Origin of the sequence: Streptomyces sp. NPDC087845 (genome assembly GCF_044742755.1) — a bacterium.
GTDB lineage: Bacteria > Actinomycetota > Actinomycetes > Streptomycetales > Streptomycetaceae > Streptomyces.
Map to the genome: position 1 here is coordinate 24,763 of NZ_JBIUVC010000033.1, position 21,431 is coordinate 46,193.

Annotated in this window: 19 protein-coding genes and 4 pseudogenes; 8 read left to right on the forward strand and 15 right to left on the reverse strand. The window is 69.0% G+C overall.

The window, feature by feature from the left end:
- Positions 1–67: 67 nt before the first annotated feature.
- Positions 68–547, reverse strand: a complete 480-nt coding sequence (locus ACIOMQ_RS40045) for a hypothetical protein (RefSeq protein WP_401271066.1) — start codon at positions 545–547, stop codon at positions 68–70.
- Positions 548–633: 86 nt separating this feature from the next.
- Here ACIOMQ_RS40045 and ACIOMQ_RS40050 point away from each other — a divergent pair, with 86 nt between their 5' ends.
- A complete protein-coding gene (locus ACIOMQ_RS40050) occupies positions 634–954 on the forward strand; it encodes a hypothetical protein (protein WP_401271069.1) in 321 nt (106 codons plus the stop codon).
- 303 nt (positions 955–1,257) lie between these two features.
- Here ACIOMQ_RS40050 and ACIOMQ_RS40055 read toward each other — a convergent pair whose 3' ends face one another.
- The 5 genes from ACIOMQ_RS40055 to ACIOMQ_RS40075 all read right to left on the reverse strand — a co-directional run bounded on the left by ACIOMQ_RS40055 (position 1,258) and on the right by ACIOMQ_RS40075 (position 8,221).
- Positions 1,258–1,779, reverse strand: a complete 522-nt coding sequence (locus ACIOMQ_RS40055; protein WP_401271074.1) for an ATP-binding protein — start codon at positions 1,777–1,779, stop codon at positions 1,258–1,260.
- Positions 1,780–2,578: 799 nt separating this feature from the next.
- Complete coding sequence (locus ACIOMQ_RS40060; RefSeq protein ID WP_402192642.1) at positions 2,579–3,829, reverse strand: NAD(P)/FAD-dependent oxidoreductase; 1,251 nt, start codon at positions 3,827–3,829, stop codon at positions 2,579–2,581.
- Complete coding sequence (locus ACIOMQ_RS40065; RefSeq protein WP_402192645.1) at positions 3,826–5,262, reverse strand: NAD(P)/FAD-dependent oxidoreductase; 1,437 nt, start codon at positions 5,260–5,262, stop codon at positions 3,826–3,828. The genes ACIOMQ_RS40060 and ACIOMQ_RS40065 overlap by 4 nt, the downstream gene beginning before the upstream one ends.
- Positions 5,259–6,692 (reverse strand): FGGY family carbohydrate kinase, encoded by a 1,434-nt coding sequence (locus ACIOMQ_RS40070; RefSeq protein WP_402192647.1) that lies wholly within the window; start codon positions 6,690–6,692, stop codon positions 5,259–5,261. The genes ACIOMQ_RS40065 and ACIOMQ_RS40070 overlap by 4 nt, the downstream gene beginning before the upstream one ends.
- Positions 6,689–8,221, reverse strand: coding sequence for an APC family permease (locus tag ACIOMQ_RS40075; protein ID WP_401941706.1), 1,533 nt, complete (start codon positions 8,219–8,221; stop codon positions 6,689–6,691). The genes ACIOMQ_RS40070 and ACIOMQ_RS40075 overlap by 4 nt, the downstream gene beginning before the upstream one ends.
- Positions 8,222–8,630: 409 nt before the next feature.
- Here ACIOMQ_RS40075 and ACIOMQ_RS40080 point away from each other — a divergent pair, with 409 nt between their 5' ends.
- The 3 genes from ACIOMQ_RS40080 to ACIOMQ_RS40090 all read left to right on the forward strand — a co-directional run bounded on the left by ACIOMQ_RS40080 (position 8,631) and on the right by ACIOMQ_RS40090 (position 10,501).
- A complete protein-coding gene (locus ACIOMQ_RS40080; RefSeq protein WP_362210306.1) occupies positions 8,631–9,392 on the forward strand; it encodes a DeoR/GlpR family DNA-binding transcription regulator in 762 nt (253 codons plus the stop codon).
- A gap of 240 nt (positions 9,393–9,632) precedes the next feature.
- Positions 9,633–9,848, forward strand: a complete 216-nt coding sequence (locus ACIOMQ_RS40085; RefSeq protein ID WP_401941703.1) for a hypothetical protein — start codon at positions 9,633–9,635, stop codon at positions 9,846–9,848.
- Positions 9,845–10,501 carry an HAD family hydrolase gene (locus ACIOMQ_RS40090; RefSeq protein ID WP_362210313.1) on the forward strand — a complete coding sequence of 219 codons (657 nt, stop codon included), beginning with the start codon at positions 9,845–9,847 and terminating at the stop codon, positions 10,499–10,501. The genes ACIOMQ_RS40085 and ACIOMQ_RS40090 overlap by 4 nt, the downstream gene beginning before the upstream one ends.
- A gap of 507 nt (positions 10,502–11,008) precedes the next feature.
- Here the strand turns inward: ACIOMQ_RS40090 and ACIOMQ_RS40095 are convergent.
- The 4 genes from ACIOMQ_RS40095 to ACIOMQ_RS40110 form a co-directional block, all read right to left on the reverse strand.
- Positions 11,009–11,746, reverse strand: coding sequence for a dienelactone hydrolase family protein (locus ACIOMQ_RS40095; protein ID WP_402192649.1), 738 nt, complete (start codon positions 11,744–11,746; stop codon positions 11,009–11,011).
- A 243-nt stretch (positions 11,747–11,989) separates the two neighbouring features.
- Positions 11,990–12,145, reverse strand: a complete 156-nt coding sequence (locus tag ACIOMQ_RS40100) for a hypothetical protein (protein WP_362210319.1) — start codon at positions 12,143–12,145, stop codon at positions 11,990–11,992.
- Between the two features lie 90 nt (positions 12,146–12,235).
- Complete coding sequence (locus tag ACIOMQ_RS40105) at positions 12,236–12,970, reverse strand: alpha/beta hydrolase (protein WP_402192651.1); 735 nt, start codon at positions 12,968–12,970, stop codon at positions 12,236–12,238.
- 415 nt (positions 12,971–13,385) lie between these two features.
- A complete protein-coding gene (locus ACIOMQ_RS40110; protein WP_362210325.1) occupies positions 13,386–14,021 on the reverse strand; it encodes a transposase in 636 nt (211 codons plus the stop codon).
- Positions 14,022–14,057: 36 nt separating this feature from the next.
- Between ACIOMQ_RS40110 and ACIOMQ_RS40115 the strand changes: the two genes are divergently transcribed.
- Both ACIOMQ_RS40115 and ACIOMQ_RS40120 read left to right on the forward strand, forming a co-directional pair.
- Complete coding sequence (locus ACIOMQ_RS40115) at positions 14,058–15,116, forward strand: sulfite oxidase (protein WP_402192653.1); 1,059 nt, start codon at positions 14,058–14,060, stop codon at positions 15,114–15,116.
- A gap of 291 nt (positions 15,117–15,407) precedes the next feature.
- Positions 15,408–15,695, forward strand: coding sequence for a DUF6233 domain-containing protein (locus ACIOMQ_RS40120; RefSeq protein WP_401271092.1), 288 nt, complete (start codon positions 15,408–15,410; stop codon positions 15,693–15,695).
- Here the strand turns inward: ACIOMQ_RS40120 and ACIOMQ_RS40125 are convergent.
- From ACIOMQ_RS40125 to ACIOMQ_RS40145, 5 genes and pseudogenes are all read right to left on the reverse strand, one after another.
- Positions 15,688–16,464, reverse strand: a pseudogene (locus ACIOMQ_RS40125) (ATP-dependent DNA ligase); the annotation flags it as partial. The gene ACIOMQ_RS40120 and the pseudogene ACIOMQ_RS40125 sit on opposite strands and share 8 nt — an antisense overlap.
- 45 nt (positions 16,465–16,509) lie before the next feature.
- A pseudogene (locus tag ACIOMQ_RS40130) lies at positions 16,510–16,917 on the reverse strand (helix-turn-helix domain-containing protein); the annotation flags it as partial.
- 679 nt (positions 16,918–17,596) lie between these two features.
- Positions 17,597–17,785, reverse strand: a pseudogene (locus ACIOMQ_RS40135) (glyoxalase superfamily protein); the annotation flags it as partial.
- Between the two features lie 164 nt (positions 17,786–17,949).
- Positions 17,950–18,639, reverse strand: a complete 690-nt coding sequence (locus ACIOMQ_RS40140) for an SDR family oxidoreductase (RefSeq protein WP_402192655.1) — start codon at positions 18,637–18,639, stop codon at positions 17,950–17,952.
- Positions 18,636–19,532 carry an NAD(P)H-binding protein gene (locus ACIOMQ_RS40145; protein ID WP_402192657.1) on the reverse strand — a complete coding sequence of 299 codons (897 nt, stop codon included), beginning with the start codon at positions 19,530–19,532 and terminating at the stop codon, positions 18,636–18,638. The genes ACIOMQ_RS40140 and ACIOMQ_RS40145 overlap by 4 nt, the downstream gene beginning before the upstream one ends.
- A 67-nt stretch (positions 19,533–19,599) precedes the next feature.
- Between ACIOMQ_RS40145 and ACIOMQ_RS40150 the strand changes: the two genes are divergently transcribed.
- On the forward strand, positions 19,600–20,409 hold the full coding sequence (locus ACIOMQ_RS40150) for a LysR family transcriptional regulator (RefSeq protein WP_401989249.1): 810 nt from the start codon (positions 19,600–19,602) through the stop codon (positions 20,407–20,409).
- Between the two features lie 91 nt (positions 20,410–20,500).
- Positions 20,501–20,660, forward strand: a pseudogene (locus tag ACIOMQ_RS40155) (IS630 family transposase); the annotation flags it as partial.
- Between the last annotated feature and the right edge of the window lie 771 nt (positions 20,661–21,431).

The following is a 21,431-nucleotide window of genomic DNA, read 5'->3' on the forward strand; positions in this document are numbered from 1 at the left end:
ACTCCCGCCAGGGGCCCTCGTGTTGTGGCAGGAATCGGCCACTCCGCGGCCGGATGCCGGGCTGGTGTCAGCGCGGTCCGTAGCGGCCCGACGGGGTGCGGTGCAGCCAGCCCCGGTCCGCGAGCCGCCTCGGCTTGCCCCGCATCGCCTCGGTCTGCGCGGGCAGCACGCCCAGCCCCAGCTTCCCGCACACCTCCCGGGTCTTGACCGGCCCGTCGGACGCACCCGCGACCACCGGCACAATCCGCTGACAGTCGGCGGGCGGCGCCTCTTCGCTCATCCCCTCGACGCGGTGCGGCACGAGCAGCATCCCGCCGGCTCCCGACGCTTGCGTCGCCGGCGGATCCGGCTCCACCGGATCGGGCTCCACCACCGGATCGTCCCGCCTGCCGCCGTCCGTCGCCTCGGCGTACTGGCCGAACACCATCTCCGCGGCCTCCAGCCGGGCCACCTCGACATCGATCTCGGCGAGCTCCTCACGCAGCCGCTCGGCGCGGTCGGCCAGCAGGACCCGCCGTTCCACCGTCCATGTCAGTACATCCACCATGAACTTCCCCTCCCCGGGCCGGATCTTCCCGCCGGACCCTACGAGGAGACAACTGCCCGTGCGGCGACTTCGGCGGAACGAGGCCCGTGGCAATCGATCACCTGCTACCGATCATTTTCCAGACCAGCCCGAGTACCCCGCCATCGACTCACGCCAGCCCCGTGACCTGCGAAATCAGGATGGAACTTGATCAATGGGGCATCTGCGGCGGCAACCGTGCCTTCACTGCAGCATGGCTGTGCCCCGACGAGTTCCGCCGGGTCACCGCGTTCCTGTCCGGCTTCACGCAGATGCCCGGCGGCAACCCCTACCCCGAACTCATTCCCCGCATCCCCAGCAAGCCGCCGCGCGTCTTCCTCCAAGCGGGCCATCGTGACCTGCGCTGGAACGTGCCCGAGGGGAACTGACTTGCAGACAACCTGCGCGTCGCGGCCGTGCTCGCGGAAGCCGGTCACGACTTCCGCCTGGTCCTGGGCGACGGTGGTCACAGCCCCAACCACGGCGGCGTCCTGCTCCCGGTGCCCTCCGCTGGTTGTGGCGGTCCGACGAGGGCTGAGTGCCGCCAGGTATTGCTCACGCGACTTTTCGAGACCGATGACACCGGGATGACGGACTGGCCTGGGGTCTCTGGCCGGCCTGATCGCTCTGCTCGGCACCGGAAGGTCGTTCTCTGTTGCCACCTGCGGCTGTTTTCGCGTGGCGGGCGGACCTCAACTCTTGACGGCCTCTGCGATCTGCAGGGCGGCCTGGGCGGGAGTGAGGTGCGTGGTGTCGACGACCTCGGCCTCGCTGTGCAGCCACGTGCGGGCCGCCTCGGCGTAGGGCTCGAGGTATTCGAGCCGGAATGAGGAGGGGCCAAGAACAGTGTCCCCCTCGATGCGACCGCGGAGGGTGTCTTGGTCAGCGTGGAGGACGAAGTGCCTTACCGGGATGGCATGTTGGGCGAGGCCCGTGCTGATCTCGCGCCAGTACTGCTCGACCAGGACGGTCATGGGGATCACCAGAGTGCCGCCGGTGTAGTCGAGTACGTGGCGGGCGGTCTCGACGACGAGCGGCCGCCACGGCGGCCAGTGCTGGAAGTTGCCCGTCCAGGGCAGCCCCGGCGTGATGTCCATGAGTGTCTCGCCGACCTTCTCCGCGTCGAACACCCGTGAATCCGGGATCAGTTGCTGCACGAGTGCGCTGGTCGTCGTCTTGCCTGCGCCGTGGGTACCGTTGAGCCATACGATCATGGGACCCCACACTAGCGTCGGCACGCCTCGACGTCGGTGCAGTACCGTCCGGCCTGCACCCGAAGATGCGCTGGCAGGAACCCGTACTGGAACTCCCCGCCCCACCCGGACAAGGCCAGGTCGACTTCCACCTGAAGGGACGAGGACTCCTCCTGTCCGCCCACATCTTCTGCGGCCCCCGCCCCCGGGCACTCCTCAACAACGCGAGCACTCCCATTCTCGTATACCCGCCCGCCTGGGATTCCCAGAACGACAGCCTCGCCACCGCACCACCAAACGCCCGGCCACACGCATCGACAACCCTGGCAGCACTGCTCGGCCGCACCCGCGCGGCCATCCTGGAGACCCTGACAACCCCCGCCGGCCACACCACCAAACAACTCGCCCGGAGTTTCGCCATCTTCCAACCATCAACACCCCAGCTCACACACCACCCACCACCGCAACTAACCACCCCTCCAGCGTCACGACCGCCGTGCGGACCCCGCCCTCCGCCGACGCGACCACGGTCTCCGGTCCCGCTGCAGCCCGTGGTCGCGGTGCTCTTCCCCGTCCTGCTGGCCGAAGCCGCCCTACGGCGCCTGGCCCGCCGAGACGCTCTGTCCCGTGCGGCCCGCTGCCTGACCGCCACTTTCGGACCGCCGGACGCCCGACCAGCCGACTCGGCAACTCTCCCCAACCGGCCAAAAGAAACGTTCCCGCAGGACGCAGGAAAGGTCGCACGCTCCTGAAGGCGCTACGCGTCTGCGGTGGTGGCCAGCGTCCACTGGCCACCACCGCAGACGCGTAGCGCAACGGACTAAATGGTGATCTGGACGGGACCTCCGGTGTGGGAGATCCCGTCGAGGACCGAGGACGGGATGCGGAAGACCCGGCCGGGGGCCGCAGGCCAGGCGAGAGTCCGGCGGGCGACGATACGACCGTCCTGGCGAACCGTCACCTTGGGGAAGCGGACGAACTCGTCCGTCCAGAGCAGGAGCCGGTCGCGGGCCGGAGCCGGATCGCCGGGGCGGAGGATCTGCGGTGCGATCCAGCGGAACGGGGCGTCGGCGATCAGGCGGACCCCCTCGGTCGGCTTGCGCCTTCCGTCCAGGTGGTTGATGACCTGCTGGGCAACGTGCTTACCGTCGAGGGCGGCCACGTCGGCGGTGTCGACGGGATGAAGCATGTTGCCGGCGGCGAAGACTCCGGGCCGGCTGGTCCGCAGCGCGGTGTCCGTGAGAGGGCCGAGGGTGCGTTCGTCGAGGGTGATACCCCCGGAACGCACGAGTTCGTGGTCGGGGATCCAGTCGCCGGTGAAGACGACGGTGTCGCATTCGACGGTTCGGCGCTTGCCCGTGTCGAGGTGCTCGATCTCGACAGCCTCGCAGCGGCCCTTGCCCATGACCCGGGTGACACGGCTGCGGGCGGCGACCGGAACGCGGAGGATGGTGCGGCCGGCAGCGTTGAAGGCGCCGTAGGACTCTGCCTTCGGGTACTTGCTGATCATGAGCGCGGGGGTGCAGCCGGCTTCACGGAGGGTCATGGCCGCGGACCAACTGACCAGTTCTCCACCGACGATGACGGCCCGCTTGCCGACGGGCTGGTGGTGGAGGTGGACGAGGTTTTGGAGTTGTCCGGTGGTGTAGACCCCGTGCGGGCGGTCTCCGGGGATGCGGCGTGCGGTGCGGGGCCTTTCGCGGGCGCCGGTCGCCAGGACGATGGCCCGGGCACGGATCCGGTAGCGGCCCTCGGGGCTGGTGACGTCAACGGTGTGCTGGTCGGACCAGTCGGTGACCATGGTGCTGGTGCGGATCTCCGCTCCGGACCGTGCGGCCCGGTCGGCCAAGTGGCGGGCGTAGACGGGGCCGGTCATCACACGGTGCAGGTCTCGCAGGCCGTATCCGGTGTGGTCGCTGTGCCGGGGAATGCCGCCGGCCTGCTTTTCCCGGTCGACGACCAGGACCCGCCCGGCACCGCGGTCGGCAAGTTCGGCGGCTGCGGTGAGCCCTGCGGGGCCACCTCCGATGATGAGGACATCGGGCTCGATGAGGGGCAGCTGGTGGGTCATCGGTTGTCCTTGTGCTGGCTGCAGCAGCCCTCGTTGGTCTGGTGCCGGGTGCGCAGGGCCGCCACGGCCGCGCCGCAGAAGAAGCCCTGGCAGCGGCCGTTCATGGCCCGGGTGCGTCGGCGCAGCCCTTCCAGACTGCGCGCGGGCACCGGGGCGTGGCAGGCGTCTCGGATCTCGCCCTCGGTGACCCGTTCGCAGAAGCAGACGACGGTGCCGTAGGCGGTGTCCTCGGCGATGAGGTCGGCGTCCTGGTAGGGGCGCGTGGTGGCTTCGCCGATGTTCGGCATCCGGGGCGGAGCGGGCAGGTTGCTGCGGCTGCGGAGCCCGAGACCGGCTTCCGCCAGGAGCCCGGCGACGTGCTCGGCGATGGCAATGCCCGCTGTCAGGCCGGTGGAGCGGATGCCGCCCACGAGGAGGTACCGCTGTTCGGGGGCGGCATCGATGAGGTAGTCGTCGCGGTCGATCGCGGCGCGCAGTCCGGCATAGCTGGCGGTGACCTCCTCGGTGAGCAGGCTCGGCATGAGCCGCGCACCCTTGCTGAGGAGGAAGTCGTAGCCGTCTTCGGACGTGGCGGTGTCGGTGCGGTCGGTGAGGTCCTCGGCGGTGGGGCCGAGCATGACGTTGCCGTAGATCGTCGGGGAGATGAGCACGCCCTTGCCGCGGGAGGAGGGCACCGGCAGGACGATCTTGCCGGCCTTGGGCCGTGCCAGTTTGTCGAACACGAACAGCTCGCCGCGGCGGGGGGTGACCGTGAAGCGGTCGTGGCCGAAGAGCCGGTCGATCGTGTCGGCGCCGAGGCCTGCCGCGTTGACGACCCAGCGGGCTCGCACGTCGCCCTGGGCGGTGTGCAACGTCGTCGCGTCGTCGCCCACGTCGACGCCGGTCACGGCGTGTTCGAGCAGGATCGTCGTCCCGCGTTGCCTGGCGTCCGTGGCCAGGGCGAGGTTGGTGGTCCAGGTGCAGATGATGGACTCGTCGGGAACGGTCAGGCCGCCGAGCACGCCCTCGCCCAGATCGGGCAGGACCCGGTACACCGCGTCCGCGTCCACGATGCGGCAGTGCTCGTACCCGTTGGCCTCGGCCTTTTCCTTCAGGCCAGGCAGGGCGTCGAGCTCTTCCTGGTTCCAGGCCACCAGCACGGCGCCGGTGTGCTCGACGGGGATGCCGGTGGCCTTGGCGTAGTCGCCCAGCAGGTGGTAGCCGCGAGCCACGAGCCGGGACTCCAGGGTGCCCGGTTTCGCGTCGAAGCCCGTGTGCAGGATGGCGGTGTTGGCCTTGCTGGTTCCGTCTCCGACGTCGTCGCGGGCTTCGAGCAGCGCCACGGAGACGTCGTAGCCGGACAGTTCGCGTGCGATGGCCGAGCCGACGATGCCTCCTCCGATCACCACGATGTCGAAGACCTCGGGGTGAGGACGGTGGGGGGTGGGGGTCATGAGTGGTCTCCCTTGGTGACACACGCCTCGGCGGCCTGTGCCCATGTGGTGCGGAACTCCTGGGCCCGGTCTTCGGACCAGCGGGGTTCGTAGACGGTCGCCGGCTGCCAGTCGCCGACGGCCTCTTCGAGGCTGATGGCGGGGTCGAGTGCGCAGCGGGCGAGCGCGGCGGCGCCGAGGGGGGTGGCGTGCGCGTTGGGGTAGATGTCGACGGGGAGCTGGGCGATGTCGGCCTGGGCCTGCATGAGGGCGGCGGAGTTGGTCAGTCCGCCGTCGGCGCGCAGCCGGTTCAGGGGCTGGCCGAGGTCGCGGCCGACGAGGGCCGTCAGCTCGGTGACCTGGGCGGCTATGCCCTGGAGCACGGCCAGGATGAGGTGCTCGCGACGGGTGGCCAGCGTGAGGCCGGTGAGGGAGGCCGTGGCCTCGGAAGCCCACCACGGAGCGGCGAGTCCGGCGAACGCCGGGACGCACATGACGCCGTCGCTGTCCTCCGCGACCAGCGCGTCGAGTTCGGTGGCGGACTGGAGAAGACCGAGGTCCTGCAGCCAGCGCACGGCCGAGGCCACGGTGTAGACCTGGCCGTCCACGCAATACAGGGTCTGCCCCGCGGCCTGCCAGGCCACCGACGTCGTCAGGCCCGCGCTGGAGCGCACGGGGTTCAATCCCGTGTTCGCCAGCAGGAACGCGCCCGTGCCATAGGTGCACTTCGCCGTGCCCTGCTCCAGGCATGCCTCGGCGACCAGAGCGGCCTGCTGGTCGACGATCAGGCCGGCCACCGGCGTCTCCTGCCCGAAGGCGCGCGTGGTGCCGACCACCTCGTCGCTGCCGACGATGCGCGGCAGCCGCTCGTCGCCGAGGGAGAACAGGTCAGCGAGATGCCCGTCCCACGCCGCGCCGTCCAGGTCGAAGATCAGAGAACGACTGGCGGTGGAGGCGTCGGTGACGAACTCGCCCGTCAGGTGGTGCACGAGCCAGGTGTCGGTGGTGGTCACCACCCCGTCACGGGTGAGGTTGCGGCGCAGCCACGCCATCTTGGGTGCGGAGAAGTAGGGGTCGAGAACGAGACCGGTACGCTGCGCGATGGCCTCGCGGTGCTCGGCCAGCTCTGCACAGATGCTCTCCGCACGGCTGTCCTGCCAGACGATCGCCGGGGACAGCGGCGTTCCCGTGGCTTCGTCCCAGGCCAGGACGGTCTCTCCCTGATTGGCCAGGGCCACGCCGTCGATGGGCCGGCCGGCCATACTCATGGCCCGGCGGCCGGCGGTGAGGACGGAGTCGAGCAGTTCGTGTGGATTCTGTTCGACGCCTCCCCCGGGCAGGTAGGTGGGGCGGATGGTCTCCTCGGCGATGGCGACCGTTCCGTCCTCGGCGTCGACGACGATGGCTTTGGTGCCCGAGGTGCCCTGGTCGATGGCGAGGATCGTGGTCATCGCAGGGCCCCTTCCGTGTCGGCCGCGGAGGGTGCGGTGGCGTTGTCCAGGGCGCGGTCGACGTCGGCCATGTCCGGCATGGTCAGGGCGGCGCGGCCGCGCCGGACGAGGAGCGCCGCCAGGTAGACGGCGCCGATCCCGCACAGCACCAGGACGTAGACCCAGGGGCCGCGGAAGGAAGCGTCCCGGAAGATGAGCAGCTCGTACACCAGCCAGACCGCGGCCAGAAGCAGGACCGGGACTTCCCACCGCCCCAGGGAGAAGCCGCGCGACGGCGGCAGGGAGGAGCGCTTGGCCGCGTACATCGCGACCGTGCCGGCGTAGATGACGGCGGGCAGCAGGGTGGCGGCGGAGAACAGCTGGAACAGTGCGTCGGTGGAACGGGAGAAGACCGCGAGGACGATCTGCGCGATGAGCATCATGAACACCGTGGCGTTCAGCGGCGTCGCCGTCCGGGGGTGGATGCGCTTGAGCAGGCGCCATCCGGGGAAACGCTCGTCCCTGGACATCGCGTAGACCAGGCGGGTTCCGCTGAGGGTGATCACCAGCCCGCAGGAGAAGATCGAGAGCACGACGAGGACCAGGAGGATCTTCCCCACCACGGACCCGAGAACGGCGGTGATCACGGTGGCCACCGGGGTGGCCGACTCGGCGGCGCCATCGATCCGGCCGACGGCGGCGGTCACGGCGACCAGGAAGAGGAAGCCGAGAACGCCCAGGGAGAGGACGGCTTGGACCATCGCCTTGGGGATGACGCGGGCGGGGTTCTTGGTCTCCTCCGCCAGGTTTGCCGCGGACTCGAATCCGACGATGGTGAACGCGCCGAGCAGGAACGCCAGGGCGAAGGGGCCGGCGTGGGTTCCGCCGCCCAGACCGTAGTAGCCGCTCTCCGGGATCGTCCCGGTGTCGAACAAGTGGGCGAAGTCAAGCTTGCCGGTGAAGTAGCCCACCGCGAACAGCAGCACCGTCAGCGTGATCATGCCGATGAGCTGCGCTGTCACCGCCGCGCTGTTGACCTTGTGCGTGATACGCGTGGACGCGGCGACCAGCATGGCCTGCAGCAGCACCACGCCGGCCGTGATGACCCAGGCGTTCTGTGTCGTGCCGACGTACTGGAACAGCTCGGGGAGAATCGTGGAGGCGATCGTGTAGTCCACTGCGACCACGACGACCCCGAGGAAGGCGAACGAGATCCAGCCCATGATCCAGCCCCACACGGGCCCGACGATCCGTGACACCCACTGGTAGGAGTAGCCGCTGATCGGGATGCGCGCCGCCAGCGCTCCGAAGACGAGGGCGACGCAGAGCTGGCCGATCACGGAGATCGGCCAGGCCCAGATGCCGCGCGGGCCCGAGGTGGCGAGCACCGAGCCGTAGGCCGTGAAGATCCCTGTCGCGATCGACACGAACCCGAACGCCACGGAGAACGAGGCGTACCAGCCCAGCTCCCGCGCCATCACCTGGTTCGCCCCGCCCTGCTGTCCCTCAGCCGTTCTTGGCGCCTGAGCACCTGCTTCTGATTTGGCCATGACCTCGTTCCCTGCTTCAGAGTGCCCCGCCGTCGCCGCGGAAGCCAGTGGGTGATCGAAGAACCGAATGCGGTCGGCGTCAGGGCCCGCCTCACAGGGATGCGCTGGAGCCTGTCCGTGGGGATGGCCGCGAGGACGCGCGGTCCGCGCCACCTCGACGCCGGTCAACAGCCCACTCGTGACCGTTTGTGTGGACTATTGACTGCTGAGAGTGTGGACCCTTGCCCGTTTGCCGTCAAGGGTTCGCGCTCCCGACCTGGCGAACGATCGCTGATCGCCTAGCGAAAAACGCCTTGAACTGCGCAGAAGAACCGAATTTCGAGGCCACCGGCGATGCGTTCCGGATGTCAGATGAGCCCTAGAATGCAGTCAGGGTTCCACAGAAACAGTCAATCAGAGAGGGCCGGACGTGCTAGCAGCCGAGCGCCACCGCAGGATCGTCGCCGAGATCGCTCGGCTCAAATTCATCACGACGGACGACCTGACCAGCCTGCTGGGCGTCTCCCACGAGACGATTCGCAGGGACCTCGCCCTCCTCGAGCGACGCGGAGAGCTGGCGCGTGTCCACGGAGGGGCCACCGCCGTCCAGTCACCCGTCGGGGAGGAGGCGTCCTTCAATGAGCGCAGGGGCGCTTTCCTCGCCGAAAAGCAGGCCATCGGCCGAGCCGCAGCAGCCCTGATCGAACCCAACCAGACGATCGTCATCGATGTCGGCACCACGGCCCTGGAGGTGGCCCGCGCTCTGCCCGCCGATCACGTCGGCGTCATCGCCACCCCTTCCCTGCTCGTGGCCGCCGAGGTCAGCTCCCGCCCGCACGTCGAGGTCCTGGTCAGCGGCGGGCGGCTGCGCGGTGGCGACCTGGCCTGCTCCAACGCCCAGGCCGTCGAGTTCTTCGACAATCTGCGCGCGGACGCGGTCTTCCTGGGCTCCGGAGGCATCGCCTCCTACGGACTGACCGACTTCCACCTCGACGAAGTCGCAACGAAGCGCACCATGCTCGCCAACGCGTCCCACCGCTACGTGCTCGCCGATTCCAGCAAGTTCGGACGCACAGCCGCCCACCGCGTCTGCGAACTCGACGGCTTCGACACCCTCATCACCGACAGTCCTTGCCCGGACGGCCTGAGCGACGCCCTCGACGCGGCGGGCGACAACATCGTCGTGGCCTGAAGGCAGTACGGCCGACCGCTTTCTTCGGCGCCGGCAGTCCCCTCGCCTCCGGCGCGGCAGGGGTCCTGCCCCTCCGAGGAGCGCCGTGAGGAATCCGGCCGTTCCGCCGCGGTCGCGCAGACGATCCATCGACGCCCCCGCCTGGACCTTCTCTTGACTCCCCCCGGCCACCGCATCCACAATCACAGACAGAAACAGGCAGCTTTCCACATGTTCGGGCAATCAGAGCGGCAGCGCATCATGACCGGATCGAGACGCCGCAACCGGCCTTCCGCAGCCGAAGGCGCCGACGCGGCAGCGCGAGCGCGCGAGACCTTCGGCCGTATCGACGTCGGCCTCGCCCCGGTGAACGCTGTCCACGGCGAGACCTTCCCTGCCACGATGGTCGTCGAGGTGAGCGCGCTCGCTGCCGCAGGCCTTCTCGTCGAGACGAAAGCCGACGGCGTCCCACAATGAACCCGGCCAACGACAGCACCTCGATCTTCGACCTCGACGGCGTCCTGACCAGCGAGGACACGATGTCCTCACTGGTCAGAGCCCGTCTGGCAGCCCATCCTCTCCGGTTCGCCGCCTCGATCCCACCGTTCTTGGTCGCCTCGGCAGCACCGCCCGACGGCGCGCTGAAGCCCGCGATGAACCGGGCGATCGTGGCCTTGGCGCTGCGCGGAATGACCCGCAGCCAGTACGAGGAACTGGCAGCCGTGACGGGCCGGGCCATGGCAGCCCGGACAGCGGTCAGACAGGCCGTGGCACGGTGCCGATGCGCCCTCGGTCGTGGTCCGACAGTCGTGGCGACAGCCTCGGAGGAGAACCTCGCGCGCGCATTTCTGGACGGCGTCGGGTTGCACGGCATCCCCCTGGCCGCTTCCCGGCTCGACTTCACCCCACGAGGGCCCCGACTCATCGCCCACAACGTGGGCGAAGCAAAGGTCGGTGCCGTCCGGGCACTGGGGTTCGCCCCGGAGGACGCGCTCCTGTACACCGACTCGGCCAGCGACCTCCCGCTCGCCCGTATCGCCCGCCGGACCGTGACCGTCAACGCCGCCCGCCGCTCGATCGCGAAGCTCACCGACGCTTCCGCAGATATCCGTCACGAGCGCTGGCACTGAGGAAGGTGCCCCTTTCCATGACCACCGCTGCCGCATCCAGCAGTGAGACGGCCATCCAACCGCCGCCCGGCCCACCAGGAAACCGACGATGCGTTGCTGGACGCGACGGCCCCGTCCGGCCGCGGGATGGTGCCTCTCCTGTGCGCCGGGGCCGATCACACAGCAGTCCGGGCCCGTGAAGATCACGCAGCGGTCAAGGCCTGTGAATGCGGCGATCCTGTCGCTTCGAGCGGCAGCCGACGTCATCACCGACGGCCGCAAGGGGCCCGGAACGACGCCCTTCGCAGGCCCCGATGCCGGGCGCCGAGCGGCCGGAATGGTCCGCCGCAGGTAGCGGTGATCACGGTAGGGGCTCTGTCGCAGTAAATCCGGTATTTACTGCGGCAGTTGTGAATACGTCTCCGCGATCGGGCATCTGCCCGAATGCGGTTCTGCTGTGCGGACTTGAGGGGAGGGGGCTGTCAGTACCCGACGCCGACCAGACCTGGCGCCAGCATGTTTGCTGGGTCATGCCCCCAGATCCTCCGTCACGGGCAGGCACTCGGCGAGCAGGTCGACGACGTCGCGCCAGGCTCGCTGCGCGTGCCGTGGGTGGTAGCCGACGCCGGGACGCACGGTGTGGTCGACCGGCGGGTGGTGGAAGGCGTGCAAGGCGCCGCCGTAGACCGCGAGGCGCCAGTCGACGCCTGCGGCCTGCATCTCGGCGGTGAACGCGTTCCGTTGCGCGGGCGGCATGATCGGGTCTTCCGACCCGACCCCGGCCCACACTGGGCAGCGGATGCGCGCCGCCTCGCCCGGTCGGCCCGTGGTCAGCGCGTTGACTGTCCCGATCGCGCGCAGGTTGACGCCGTCGCGCCCGAGTTCCAGCCCGACGGCGCCCCCGGTGCCGTAGCCGATGGCGGCGATCCGGTCGGGGTCGGTCCGCGGTTCGGCGCGCAACACGTCGAGCGCCGCGTGGCCGATGCCCCGCATCCGGTCGGGGCTGGCGAGCAGCGGCATGCAACGGGCCAGCATCTCGTCTGGGTCGCCCAAATAGCGCCCGCCGTGAAGGTCGAAGGCCAGCGCTACGTATCCCAGTTCGGCGAGCGCATCGGCCCGGCGGCGCTCGACGTCGCTGAGCCCCGTCCCCTCTGGCCCGAGCAGCACCGCGGGCCGGCGGTCGACGCCGGCCGGGAGTGCGAGGTGCCCGATCATCGTCAGACCGTCGGCCGGATACTCGACCGTACGCGTCGCAATCGTCGTCATGTGACTGGACTGTAGTGATCGTCGAGCCCGGTCGGGCCGGGGTTCGCCGCTGGCAGAACAGCGCGGGTATCCCTCTGAAATGCGGCGATGGCTCACAAGAACCGTCACAAACCTCGTTCCCACGGCAGCGCTGTCGGATCATCTGCCCAGGCCACGGTGTAGGAGGCTGACCCTCGCGGCAGGAATCTGGGGTGTACCGGCCCGCTCCCATGAAGGGTGTCACCAGCCAGTTCATCTCACGGTTCAGGCGGCCTGGCCGAGGCCGGCGGCGGTCAGGTCCTGCTCGCGCAGCGGGGTGTCCAGCAGGGCGACGGAGCGCAGCAGGTGCCGTTCCTCGGGGATGAGGTCATGGCTTCGGGCAGCGCGGGCCCCTGCCGAGTTGGCAGGGGCCCGCGACATGGACAGCAGAGGAGCGCCGGGACCTGCCTTCGACGAGGAGCATCCTGGCCAACACGGCTTACCGTCTGCTGGTGGCCTGACGGCCCGGCCTCACTTCAGGTGCCGGGTGAAGAACTGGGCCGCGGCGTCCCCCGCGAACTGCGGGACGCCGGTGTGCCCGCCCATATTTGCGTGCAGGGACTTCTCCTTGGAGCCGAAGGCGTCGAAAAGGTCCAGGGCCGCCTGCCGGTCGTTCCCTTCGTCGTCCCACTGCAGCAGGACATGCAGCGGAATGGTGACCTGGCGGGCCTCCTCGAACATGGCGCGAGGCACGAAACTCCCGGCGAAGAATCCGGCGGCCATGATGCGCGGCTCGACCACCGCAAGACGAACGCCGATGGAGATCACTCCCCCCGAGTACCCAACCGGGCTGCCGATCTCGGGCAGCGACAGGAGGGCGTCCAAGGCGGCCTGCCATTCCGGGACCGCCTTGTCGACCAGCGGGAGGATGAGGGCGTCGATGATCTCGTCGCTGACCGGCTCGCCGGCTTTCATAGCGCGGCGCAGGTCAGCGCGGGCCTGCTCGGCGGCGGCCCAACGGGGCCGGTCGCCGCTTCCGGGGAGCTCGATGGTGGCTGCGGCGAAGCCATCCGCCACGGCGTGCCGGGCCCGGGCCACCAGTCGGGGATACATCTTGTGCAGTCCGAGCGGGGGGTGGCCGAGCAGGATCAGCGGCGCCGGTGCGGATGTGGATGCGGGCGTCCACAGGATGCCGGGGATCTCGCCGAGGGTGAATTCGCGCTCGAGGACGCCGTCGTCGAGGCGCTGTTCAGAAGTGAAGTGCATGGTCGTGCCTTTCGGGAGTGCTCATGAACGGCGCTCCCGGACGACCTATCGCCCGACCGTGACCCCGGAGGGGAGCACCCATGTCGATACTGCGTTCACGGGTACCACCTCCTCGTTCTCTCGCACGGCCTCCGGAAAAGTAGCAGTAGTCGCCGTGGTCCGCCAAACGGGTTCTTGCGCGGGCTCCGTGACCGGATGCCAAGGAGTCGGAACCCTACGCAGAGCTACTTGGGGCCTCATCGCGGCTTCCCGAGGCGAGGCCCTGCGACGGCGGGGCGCGCTGAGGGCGCTGTCGTTTCTCATGAACATCGAACACGGCGCGCCGCCGGCGCCTCCCAATCTCGTGTACTGGTGCTGTCGGTTCTCGGATCAGGCACAAATTCCGTGATCACGAGGCCGTTCTGTCAAGGCCGGGTCAGGCCTGGTGGCGGTGGCTGCCTTGAGCTGCGGTGAGCAGGACTCGCTTCCGGAGGAGGGGAAGTTTCGCTCGTCCGAACATCTGGCGTTTGATCATTCTGATGTGGTTGACCCGGCCCTCCGCCGGACCGGAGTTCCAGCAGGTGGTCTTACCCTGGATGATGGCGTCCCAGTCCTTCTCCAGGCCGGTGGCGAACGTGTGGAGTCCGGGAAGATCCTCGGCGCGGTTTGCGGTGACCCAGTCTTTGAGGTGCTGGCCAGAGCATGTTGTGAGGATCTCGGCGAATGTGCGTACGTGCCTGTGGAGGGCGGTGAGTTCTGGGCACTGGGCGAGGACGGTGGTGAACTGCCGGCGTTCTTCGTCGCCCGGGTGGTCGGGGTGGCGCATCATCCAGGCCGGTGACCTGCCGGACGCCCGGTGGTGCCGGGGCAACAACACGGATGCGTCGACGGCGCCTGGGTCGCAGGTAATCGCTGATCGTCCGATAGCTGCCGCGGTAGCCGAGCTCCTGGAGCTCGGCGTGTCTTTTTGGCCGTGGCCTTCTTGGCCGGGCTGGTCTTCTTCTTTGCGCATTCTGTCGCTGTCGCCGAAACCGAGCGGGATCGAAGTGCCGCTGGGAAAGGCTTCGAGCATAGTGGCAATATGGGCATATGGGATAAACGAGACGACATGATCGTGCACCAGGCCGAGCCCTACAACGCTGAACCACCTCCTGGCGCGCTCGTGGACCTGATCACCCCTCTGGACACCTTCTATGGCCGCAACCATGCCCCGATCCCCCGCGTGGACGGGGCGAGCTGGCGGCTGCGGGTGGACGGCACGGTCGACCGCGCGCTGAAATTGTCGCTGGACGAACTGCGGCGCCGCTTCCCCGAACGGAAAGTGCTCGCCACTTTGCAGTGCGCGGGCAACCGCCGCGCCGACCTCATGGAGTTCCGCGACATACCCGGCCAGGTCCCCTGGGGCCCCGGGGCCATCTCCACGGCATGGTGGACCGGTGTGAGCTTGGCGGATGTACTGACCGAGGCAGGACTGCAGGCCGAAACGGCCCATATCGCCTTCACCGGCGCCGACGTGTCACAAGATGCCGACCCGCCACAGCCCTTCGGCGCCTCCATACCGGCGGCGAAGGCCACCTCCAGCGAGGTGCTCTTGGCCTGGGCGATGAACGATCAGGCTCTTCCCGTTGCGCACGGCGCCCCGCTGCGCGCCGTCGTCCCGGGCTACATCGGTGCCCGCAGCGTCAAATGGCTCCAGCGCATCACCGCACAGACCGAATCGTCCGACAACTACTTCCAGTGGGAATACAGCCTCCTGCCTCCCGAGGCCGACCCCCACAAGGCAGGGCCAGGCGACGGCATCACGCTCGGGCCGGTCGTCATTCACATCGCCATCCTGCGGCCCGGCAAAGACGCCCAGCTGCCGTCCGGACCTACCGAGGTCACTGGCGTGGCCTTCGCCGGTGACGACCGCACGGTGACACGCGTGGACGTGTCCGCCGACGGCGGCACCACGTGGGTCCACGCCGATCTGAACGCACTGGCCAACCCATGGACGTGGCAGCACTGGCGCGCCACGCTCACCCTCCCGGCAGGGGAGACGGAACTCCTCGCCCGTGCCTGGGACTCCGCCGCAGTCGTACAGCCCGAGTCCCCAGCGACGGTCTGGAACCCCAAGGGCTACGCCAACAACGCCTGGGCCCGCCTCCACGTCACCTGCGACCGCTGAAAGCCGGGCGGCCAGGCCGCAGATCCCGACGGCACGCCTCCAACCCCGGTCTGTGATCGTCATGGCGTCAACCGCGTGATCAAGCTCGTCGCCCGCGACGCGTTCGGCTTCCGCAACGCCGAGAACCAGCGGCTACGGACACGCTGCATCACCACCCAGCGAGCCCGCAGACACCTCCGCACCGTTTCTCCCCGAGGTCAGCCCGGCGTAGCCCGTGTCCGACCCCTCGCAGATATCCCGCCTGGACAAGCTCCGGGTCACCCGGGAGTACCTCGCGTACCACTGCAGCGGATGGATCAGGCGATCCGGGACCTGGAGGCCGAAGAGAAACAGGAGCGGCACCGCGCCGAGCAGGCACGCATCGACCAGGGATGGAAGATCCAGCCCAAGCGGGGCGAGGCGCCACCGGTACTCCACCGTGGTGGCTGCGCCGCCTACCGGGCCAAGGACGGCCAGCTGCTCAACCGCACGCAGGCGCGGCTTGCGGTGACGCATGAGACGTACATTGTGAAGTGCGAGATCTGCACTCCGGAGACGGAACTGCTGCCGGAAAGGGCCCAGTCCGGCCCGGTCATGTGATGTCGTCCGGGGTGAGGTCGGGGCGCAGGCGGTGCCAGGAAGGATGGCGCAGCCGGCCCGCCCGGGTACGACTCGCGTAGCGGACTTCGCCGACCAGGCGGGGCAGTACCCACCGTGCGCCGGTCACTCCGGGGGCCTTGTCGAACGGGCACTCGTCGACTGTGGCAGCGTGGAGCAGGGTTGCGAGGGTGGTGCGTTCCCTGTCGCTCCACCCGGTGCCGACGCTGCCCATGTACCGCAGAGTGCCCTCGTGTCGCTCCCCGACCAGGAGCGCGCCGGGCAGGCCGGTGAGCCGGCCGCGGCCGGGCACCCACCCGCCGACGATTACGTCGGCGGTACGGACGTGCCGGATCTTGGTCCACGCACGGGAGCGGACGCCTGGTTCGTACCGGGAGCCGAGCCGTTTCGCGAGCACGCCTTCGAGCCCCGCTGCCCGGGTCATCTCCAACGCCTGGGCCCCGTGCCCGACAACCGCTGCCGGCGTCGACCAGCAGGCCCCGTCCGGGCCGAGAATCTCCAGGAGGGCGCGGCGCTGGGTGTAGGGCAGCGGAAGCAGGCTGTGGTCCAGGAACACGGCGTCGAAGAGGATCAGGTGAGCAGGCACCCTCTCGGCCATGCGGGCGGCCTTCGCCGGTGATCCGGCCAGCCCCATCCGGGACTGCAGCCGCTCGAAATCACTGCGCCCCTCGCTGTCGAGGGCGACGATCTCACCGTCCAGAACCGCGGGCCGATTGAGCGCGGAGCCCAGCGGCCTGAGTTCTGGGTATGCGGCCTGCTGTTCCTTGTCCTTCTGCGCGGTGCCGTAGACGTGGTGCGGGGCCATCGGGCTGGCGGGGATGTCGATGACCAGGACACTCGTGGTGCCGTCGGATGAGGGCAGGGTGGTGAAGGTGATGTCGGGCAGGTAGGGCTGAACGTGGTTGCGGATCCACTGGGAGTACTGCTGATCGTTGACCTGCTCGGGGTCGATGCCGACCAGGTCGCAGGTCTTGTCCCGTACCCCGAAGATGAGCAACCCGCCGCGGGTGTCGGCCATCGCGGCGACGTCGTTGGCCAGTTCGTTCCAGCGGCCGTCCCTCGGCGGTTGCGGCAGCTGCTCCTTCCAGTCCAGATCATCCGACTCCGCCAAGGCGTCGGCAGCGGCCTGCCGGATCATGTCGAAGTTCAGCGGTCCGGGGGCGGCACCGAGGTGCTCGTGCAGTCGTGTCCAGGAACGGGCCATGCCCAGCAGCCTCAAGGCCGGCACCGACAGCGCCGGTCGAACGCAGAGGCCCGGGGTCGACTGATACGACCAGCCGCTGAGCACTGAAAGGGAGGCCGAGCGCCGGTGGATGACCGCGTGGGTCGGCGGCCTCACCGACGACGAGCTCCAGAAAATGCAGCAGGTCCCCTACCGCTCGGGACAGGACCTCGCACCGAGCTCACCGCGTATATCACCCGCACCAGGTTTGGGAGACCGGCCGCTGAGCGGGGCCGTCGCACGGGGAAGCGCTCCTGAGAAGCCGCTCCTCGTCCTCGGTCAGTCAGATGCGCCGGCGGCAATCCACCGTCACCCTGCGTTCCAGCCGCCGTTGTCGGAAAGGCACGTCGACCACACGGGCGCCACGATATTGCAGAACCGCAGGTCTGAGCACTATCAGCTGGCCGCTGCATCCCGCGCGGGCGTGGGCTTGGGCACCCGTCCTGAGAGCCGTTCACTTGGGATTCTCTCGACCGTGACGCGATTCTCGACTACTCACGAAGTTCGCAGGTCAGCACAATCCATCACCTGACCCAAGTGAGACTCGGGGTAGTAACCCCAGGTGAGAGGCACCGAAGCACAACAGCCAGAATTCTCAGGCCATCCGCGAACTCAGCAGGTCGATGAGTGCCCGTACCCACCGCGATGCGGCAGGAATTCACACACGGAGGTAGACCAGCGTGTCGGGGCGAGCGTCGCCTGTGTGCTCCGACGAGAACAACCGCACCCCGCCCCGGGCGACTCGGCGAACACGGGTAGTCCCGATTCGAAGCGGTATTCCCACTGCTTGGCGAACCCCAGCCGCTCGTACCACCGGACCGCCGCCGTTAGCGTCCCCGACGCGAAGAATGGAATCTCGACGGTGCCCAGAGGCATCCGCTCCGACGCCGGCCCGAGGAGCAGATTCCTGATCATGCCCATGCCGTACACGCCTCGTCTACGCCGCCCGCCGCCTCGTTGTCCAGCCGAACGGAGCACCGGGTCTCCTGGCTGGGGATGTCACTCCGACGACTGCTACCAGGGCACGGGCTGGTCCTGGTAGTTGAGGAACTTCAGGCCCGGTTCGCCGCCGTGGCGGTCGATCGTGTTCGCCACGCCCGGAATGGAATGGTCGATGGTCAACGGTGCGTCCGGTCCGCCGAGTTCGGTGCGGACATGGCCCGGGCAGATGAGTAGCAGCGTGTGCGAGGTGTCGGCGTGCCGGGCGGCGTAGCTGCGCATCAGCTGGTTCAGGGCGGACTTGCTGGCACGGTAGACGTCCTGACCGCCGCGGGTGTTCAAGGCCAGGCTGCCTTGGCGCGAGGACATGACGCCGACGGTCCCGGTCGGCGCGACCAGCGAGCGGAAGGACTCGATCACGCGCATCGGGCTGAGCGCATTGGTGACCATGACCTCGACGAACATCTCCGTCGGGACCTCGCCGACGGGAATGTTGCCCCTCGCGACGGCGGCGTTGACGAACAGCAGGTCGAGGGTGCGCTCCGCCAGGCGTTCGCGCAGCGCATCGATCTCCTCCGGCTTCGTCATGTCCAGCGACTCGACGGTGACGCGACCACCGGATGCCTCGGCCAGGTCGTGGAGACCGGTGCGCCGATCGCCCCGGACGGTCCCGATGACGTCCCAACCCCGGTGCGCGTACTCTGTGGCCAGGCCGAGCCCGAGGGCCCGGGACGCCCCGACGATGAGAGCGGTCCCGGCGCTCATGCCTGGACCGCCGGCTTCAGGACCTGCTCACACCACTCGCGGAAGGTCGTCGGGCTCGCGGTCTGCGGGGTGCGCCGCACCCCGTCGTCGAGCCCGTCGTCTTTGGCGCGCATCATGTCGAGGTAGCCCTGCACGAGCGCGCCCCCGCCGCCGTGTCCGGCGAGTGCGGTGCGGAATTCGTCGAGCGTCTGCCGCTCGTAGCGGATCGGGCGGCCGAACACCTCGGACATGATGCGCGCCAGGTCGTTCGGCGAAAGGTCCTCGGGGCCCAGCACCGGGACCTCGCCCGCCCCCGTCCACGAGCGGTCGAGCAGCAGGCCGGCGGCGGCCGCGGCGATGTCCCGGGTGGCGGCCGTCGGCGCCTTGCGGTCGGCGGCGACGGTGTCGGTGAACACACCGTTGTCGCGGATCGAAGCCACCTGCCGCAGCAGATTGTCGAAGAACGTCGGGTTGGCGAGCGCCCGGTAGGCCACCCCCGCACTCGCGATGAGGTCGTCCATGGCCAGCGACGCCGTCACATGCCCGGCGCGGCTGGCGACGGGGGTGCCGCGGCCGAGTGCCGAGACGCCGACGACGTGTCCGACTCCATGGGTCGTGAACGCCTTCGCGGCGGCGCGGGTGAAGCCGGAGTACATGGCGTCCAGGCTCGGTTCCTGGGTGTTTGACGGAACCAGCCAGAAGACGGCGTCCGCGCCGTCGAAGGCCCGGTCGACGACCTCGGCGTCGCCGTGCGAGCCGGTGACCACGTCGACGCGGGCGCCGACCCTGTCGGGGAGTCTGCCGGGGTCACGCACAATGACGCGCAGCTCTTCGCCGCGCGTGCGGGTCTGGTCGAGGAGGATCTCCAGGAGCCGGCCGCCGATCTGGCCGGTGGGAGTGGTGATGACGATCATGCGTCGAGTCTCGGGCCAGCCGTCCGCGGCGTCCAATACCCTTCCCGACCATTGATACCTTCAGGGCATGGATCTCGATCTGCGCAAGCTCCGCTACTTCGCCGCGGTGGCCGAGCACCGGCACTTCGGCCGGGCGGCGGAACAGCTCTACATCGCCCAGCCGGTGCTCAGCCGTCAAATCAAGTCGTTGGAGCAGGAGTTGGGGTGCGCACTGCTCGTGAGGACCACCCGCAGTGTGGAGCTGACCGCCGCCGGCAAACAGCTCTACGAGGAGGCGCAGCAGATCCTCCCGTCGATCGCCGCGGCGGTCCGGCGCGTCCACGACGTCGATCAGGGCGTCCAACGGCTCGTGGTCGCCTTCTCCCCCGGGCTGCCTGTGTCGGAAGCGATCCGGGTGTTCACGTCGCGCCACGCGGACGTCGAGATCGACGTCGTCCCGGCGCGCTGGTGGGAGCAGGACCAGCCGCTACGGGACGGTCGCGCCCAGGTCGGTTACCTGCGAAGGCCGTTCGATGAGTCGGGCTTACGCATCATTCCCATCGGCCACGACCCCAGGGTTGCCTGCATGCCCGTGGCGCACCCCCTGGCATGTCGTCAGGAGCTCACCTCCGCAGACCTCGACGGCGAGCGGATGCTCGACGTGCCAAATCGGCGGACGTCGTCGCTCGAAGAGAAGTTCGAGCTCATCGCCTCCGGCCACGGCATTGCGCTCATCCCGCTGAGCGTCGCGCGGTCCTACTCCCGCCCGGACCTCGCCAACATCCCCGTCACAGACGCCCCGGAGATCGAGACCTGCCTGGCCGTTGCCGCGGACCGGCGCGAGAAGCTACTGCGCGACTTCCTGGAGATCGCCACCGCGACACTGCGGCACGCCTGAACGGTCAGTGCGCGAGGCCACGGCCAGCGGCGGCGACCAGCCGATCCCGGGCCACCGGCCCGAACACCACGACCGACGTGCCACCGCTGGGGCCCAGCCCACCGCCCTGCGTCACTTCGGCCGCAACGGCACCGACGACGCCAGCCACAAGGAGCAGGGCAGCATGATCCGCCACTACATCATCTGGCGAAACCCGTCACGCCGACGACCGGCGGCTACAAGCCGTGGTCGAGAGGGCGAACGTTGCCTGATGCGGCACTGGCTGCTCGGGGCGGGTTGACGTCGTTTCAGTTTTACGGCCGGGGTGCGGCGTTGCGCTTCTTGGCGGGCGATCTGCCGGGCGAGGGCGTCGCGGTATGGGGCGACGGTGGCGAGGGCCAGGCGCTCGGCGCTCCTCAGCGGGTGGGCGTCGCCGGTCCCGCCGCAGTGCGCGCACCGTCCCGAGCGGGCTGTCCCGGGCGTTTGGATCGCGTGGGCGGCGCCCGGCAGGAGGCGGGTCGGTCCACGCTGATGGTCTGCGTGGCCGGACAGGTCCTGGCGTTTGCCCGCTCGGGTCCTCGGGACGGTCGGCCCTGGCCGCGGCGGGTAGGCCGTGCGTGCCGGCGTTGGTCACCGTCCGGCCTGGACGAACCCTGCTATGCGCGGTCACGTTTGTCGGACAGCCACCGTTCATGCGGCCTCCTTGGAACCTGCGACAGGCCACATGTCAAGCAGCGACTTGCCGACACTTCCCGGCGCCCCACCGCCACATCGGGTGAGTGGACGTCAGAAGATCACCTGCAAGGGCTAATGGTCACTCAACTCCCCATTTTTCAGGGATGTTTGACGGTCCGGTCAGCTCCTCCCAAAGGGGCGTAAAGGGGCTCCGTATACCCGATCGGCCCCACGAAGCCAGGGGTCCCGATTTGCTCGATATGACAGGAATAGGAGGTGTTAGTACGTTCAGTCACACACCGGCTGTCACAGCGGGACTGTCTCTGAGGTCTGAGAAGGAGAACAAGCGACATGATCATGACCCGTTC

Bases quoted from the DNA above. Each gene is read 5' to 3' on its own strand.
- ACIOMQ_RS40070 (WP_402192647.1), bottom strand. From the start codon at position 6,692: ATGACCACGATCCTCGCCATCGACCAGGGCACCTCGGGCACCAAAGCC.
- ACIOMQ_RS40075 (WP_401941706.1), bottom strand. From the start codon at position 8,221: ATGGCCAAATCAGAAGCAGGTGCTCAGGCGCCAAGAACGGCTGAGGGA.
- ACIOMQ_RS40105 (WP_402192651.1), bottom strand. From the start codon at position 12,970: ATGCACTTCACTTCTGAACAGCGCCTCGACGACGGCGTCCTCGAGCGC.
- ACIOMQ_RS40085 (WP_401941703.1), top strand. From the start codon at position 9,633: ATGACCGGATCGAGACGCCGCAACCGGCCTTCCGCAGCCGAAGGCGCC.
- ACIOMQ_RS40115 (WP_402192653.1), top strand. From the start codon at position 14,058: ATGATCGTGCACCAGGCCGAGCCCTACAACGCTGAACCACCTCCTGGC.
- ACIOMQ_RS40055 (WP_401271074.1), bottom strand. From the start codon at position 1,779: ATGATCGTATGGCTCAACGGTACCCACGGCGCAGGCAAGACGACGACC.
- ACIOMQ_RS40145 (WP_402192657.1), bottom strand. From the start codon at position 19,532: ATGATCGTCATCACCACTCCCACCGGCCAGATCGGCGGCCGGCTCCTG.
- ACIOMQ_RS40045 (WP_401271066.1), bottom strand. From the start codon at position 547: ATGGTGGATGTACTGACATGGACGGTGGAACGGCGGGTCCTGCTGGCC.
- ACIOMQ_RS40095 (WP_402192649.1), bottom strand. From the start codon at position 11,746: ATGACGACGATTGCGACGCGTACGGTCGAGTATCCGGCCGACGGTCTG.
- ACIOMQ_RS40110 (WP_362210325.1), bottom strand. From the start codon at position 14,021: ATGCTCGAAGCCTTTCCCAGCGGCACTTCGATCCCGCTCGGTTTCGGC.
- ACIOMQ_RS40060 (WP_402192642.1), bottom strand. From the start codon at position 3,829: ATGACCCACCAGCTGCCCCTCATCGAGCCCGATGTCCTCATCATCGGA.
- ACIOMQ_RS40065 (WP_402192645.1), bottom strand. From the start codon at position 5,262: ATGACCCCCACCCCCCACCGTCCTCACCCCGAGGTCTTCGACATCGTG.
- ACIOMQ_RS40150 (WP_401989249.1), top strand. From the start codon at position 19,600: ATGGATCTCGATCTGCGCAAGCTCCGCTACTTCGCCGCGGTGGCCGAG.
- ACIOMQ_RS40140 (WP_402192655.1), bottom strand. From the start codon at position 18,639: ATGAGCGCCGGGACCGCTCTCATCGTCGGGGCGTCCCGGGCCCTCGGG.
- ACIOMQ_RS40120 (WP_401271092.1), top strand. From the start codon at position 15,408: ATGGATCAGGCGATCCGGGACCTGGAGGCCGAAGAGAAACAGGAGCGG.
- ACIOMQ_RS40100 (WP_362210319.1), bottom strand. From the start codon at position 12,145: ATGTCGCGGGCCCCTGCCAACTCGGCAGGGGCCCGCGCTGCCCGAAGC.
- ACIOMQ_RS40090 (WP_362210313.1), top strand. From the start codon at position 9,845: ATGAACCCGGCCAACGACAGCACCTCGATCTTCGACCTCGACGGCGTC.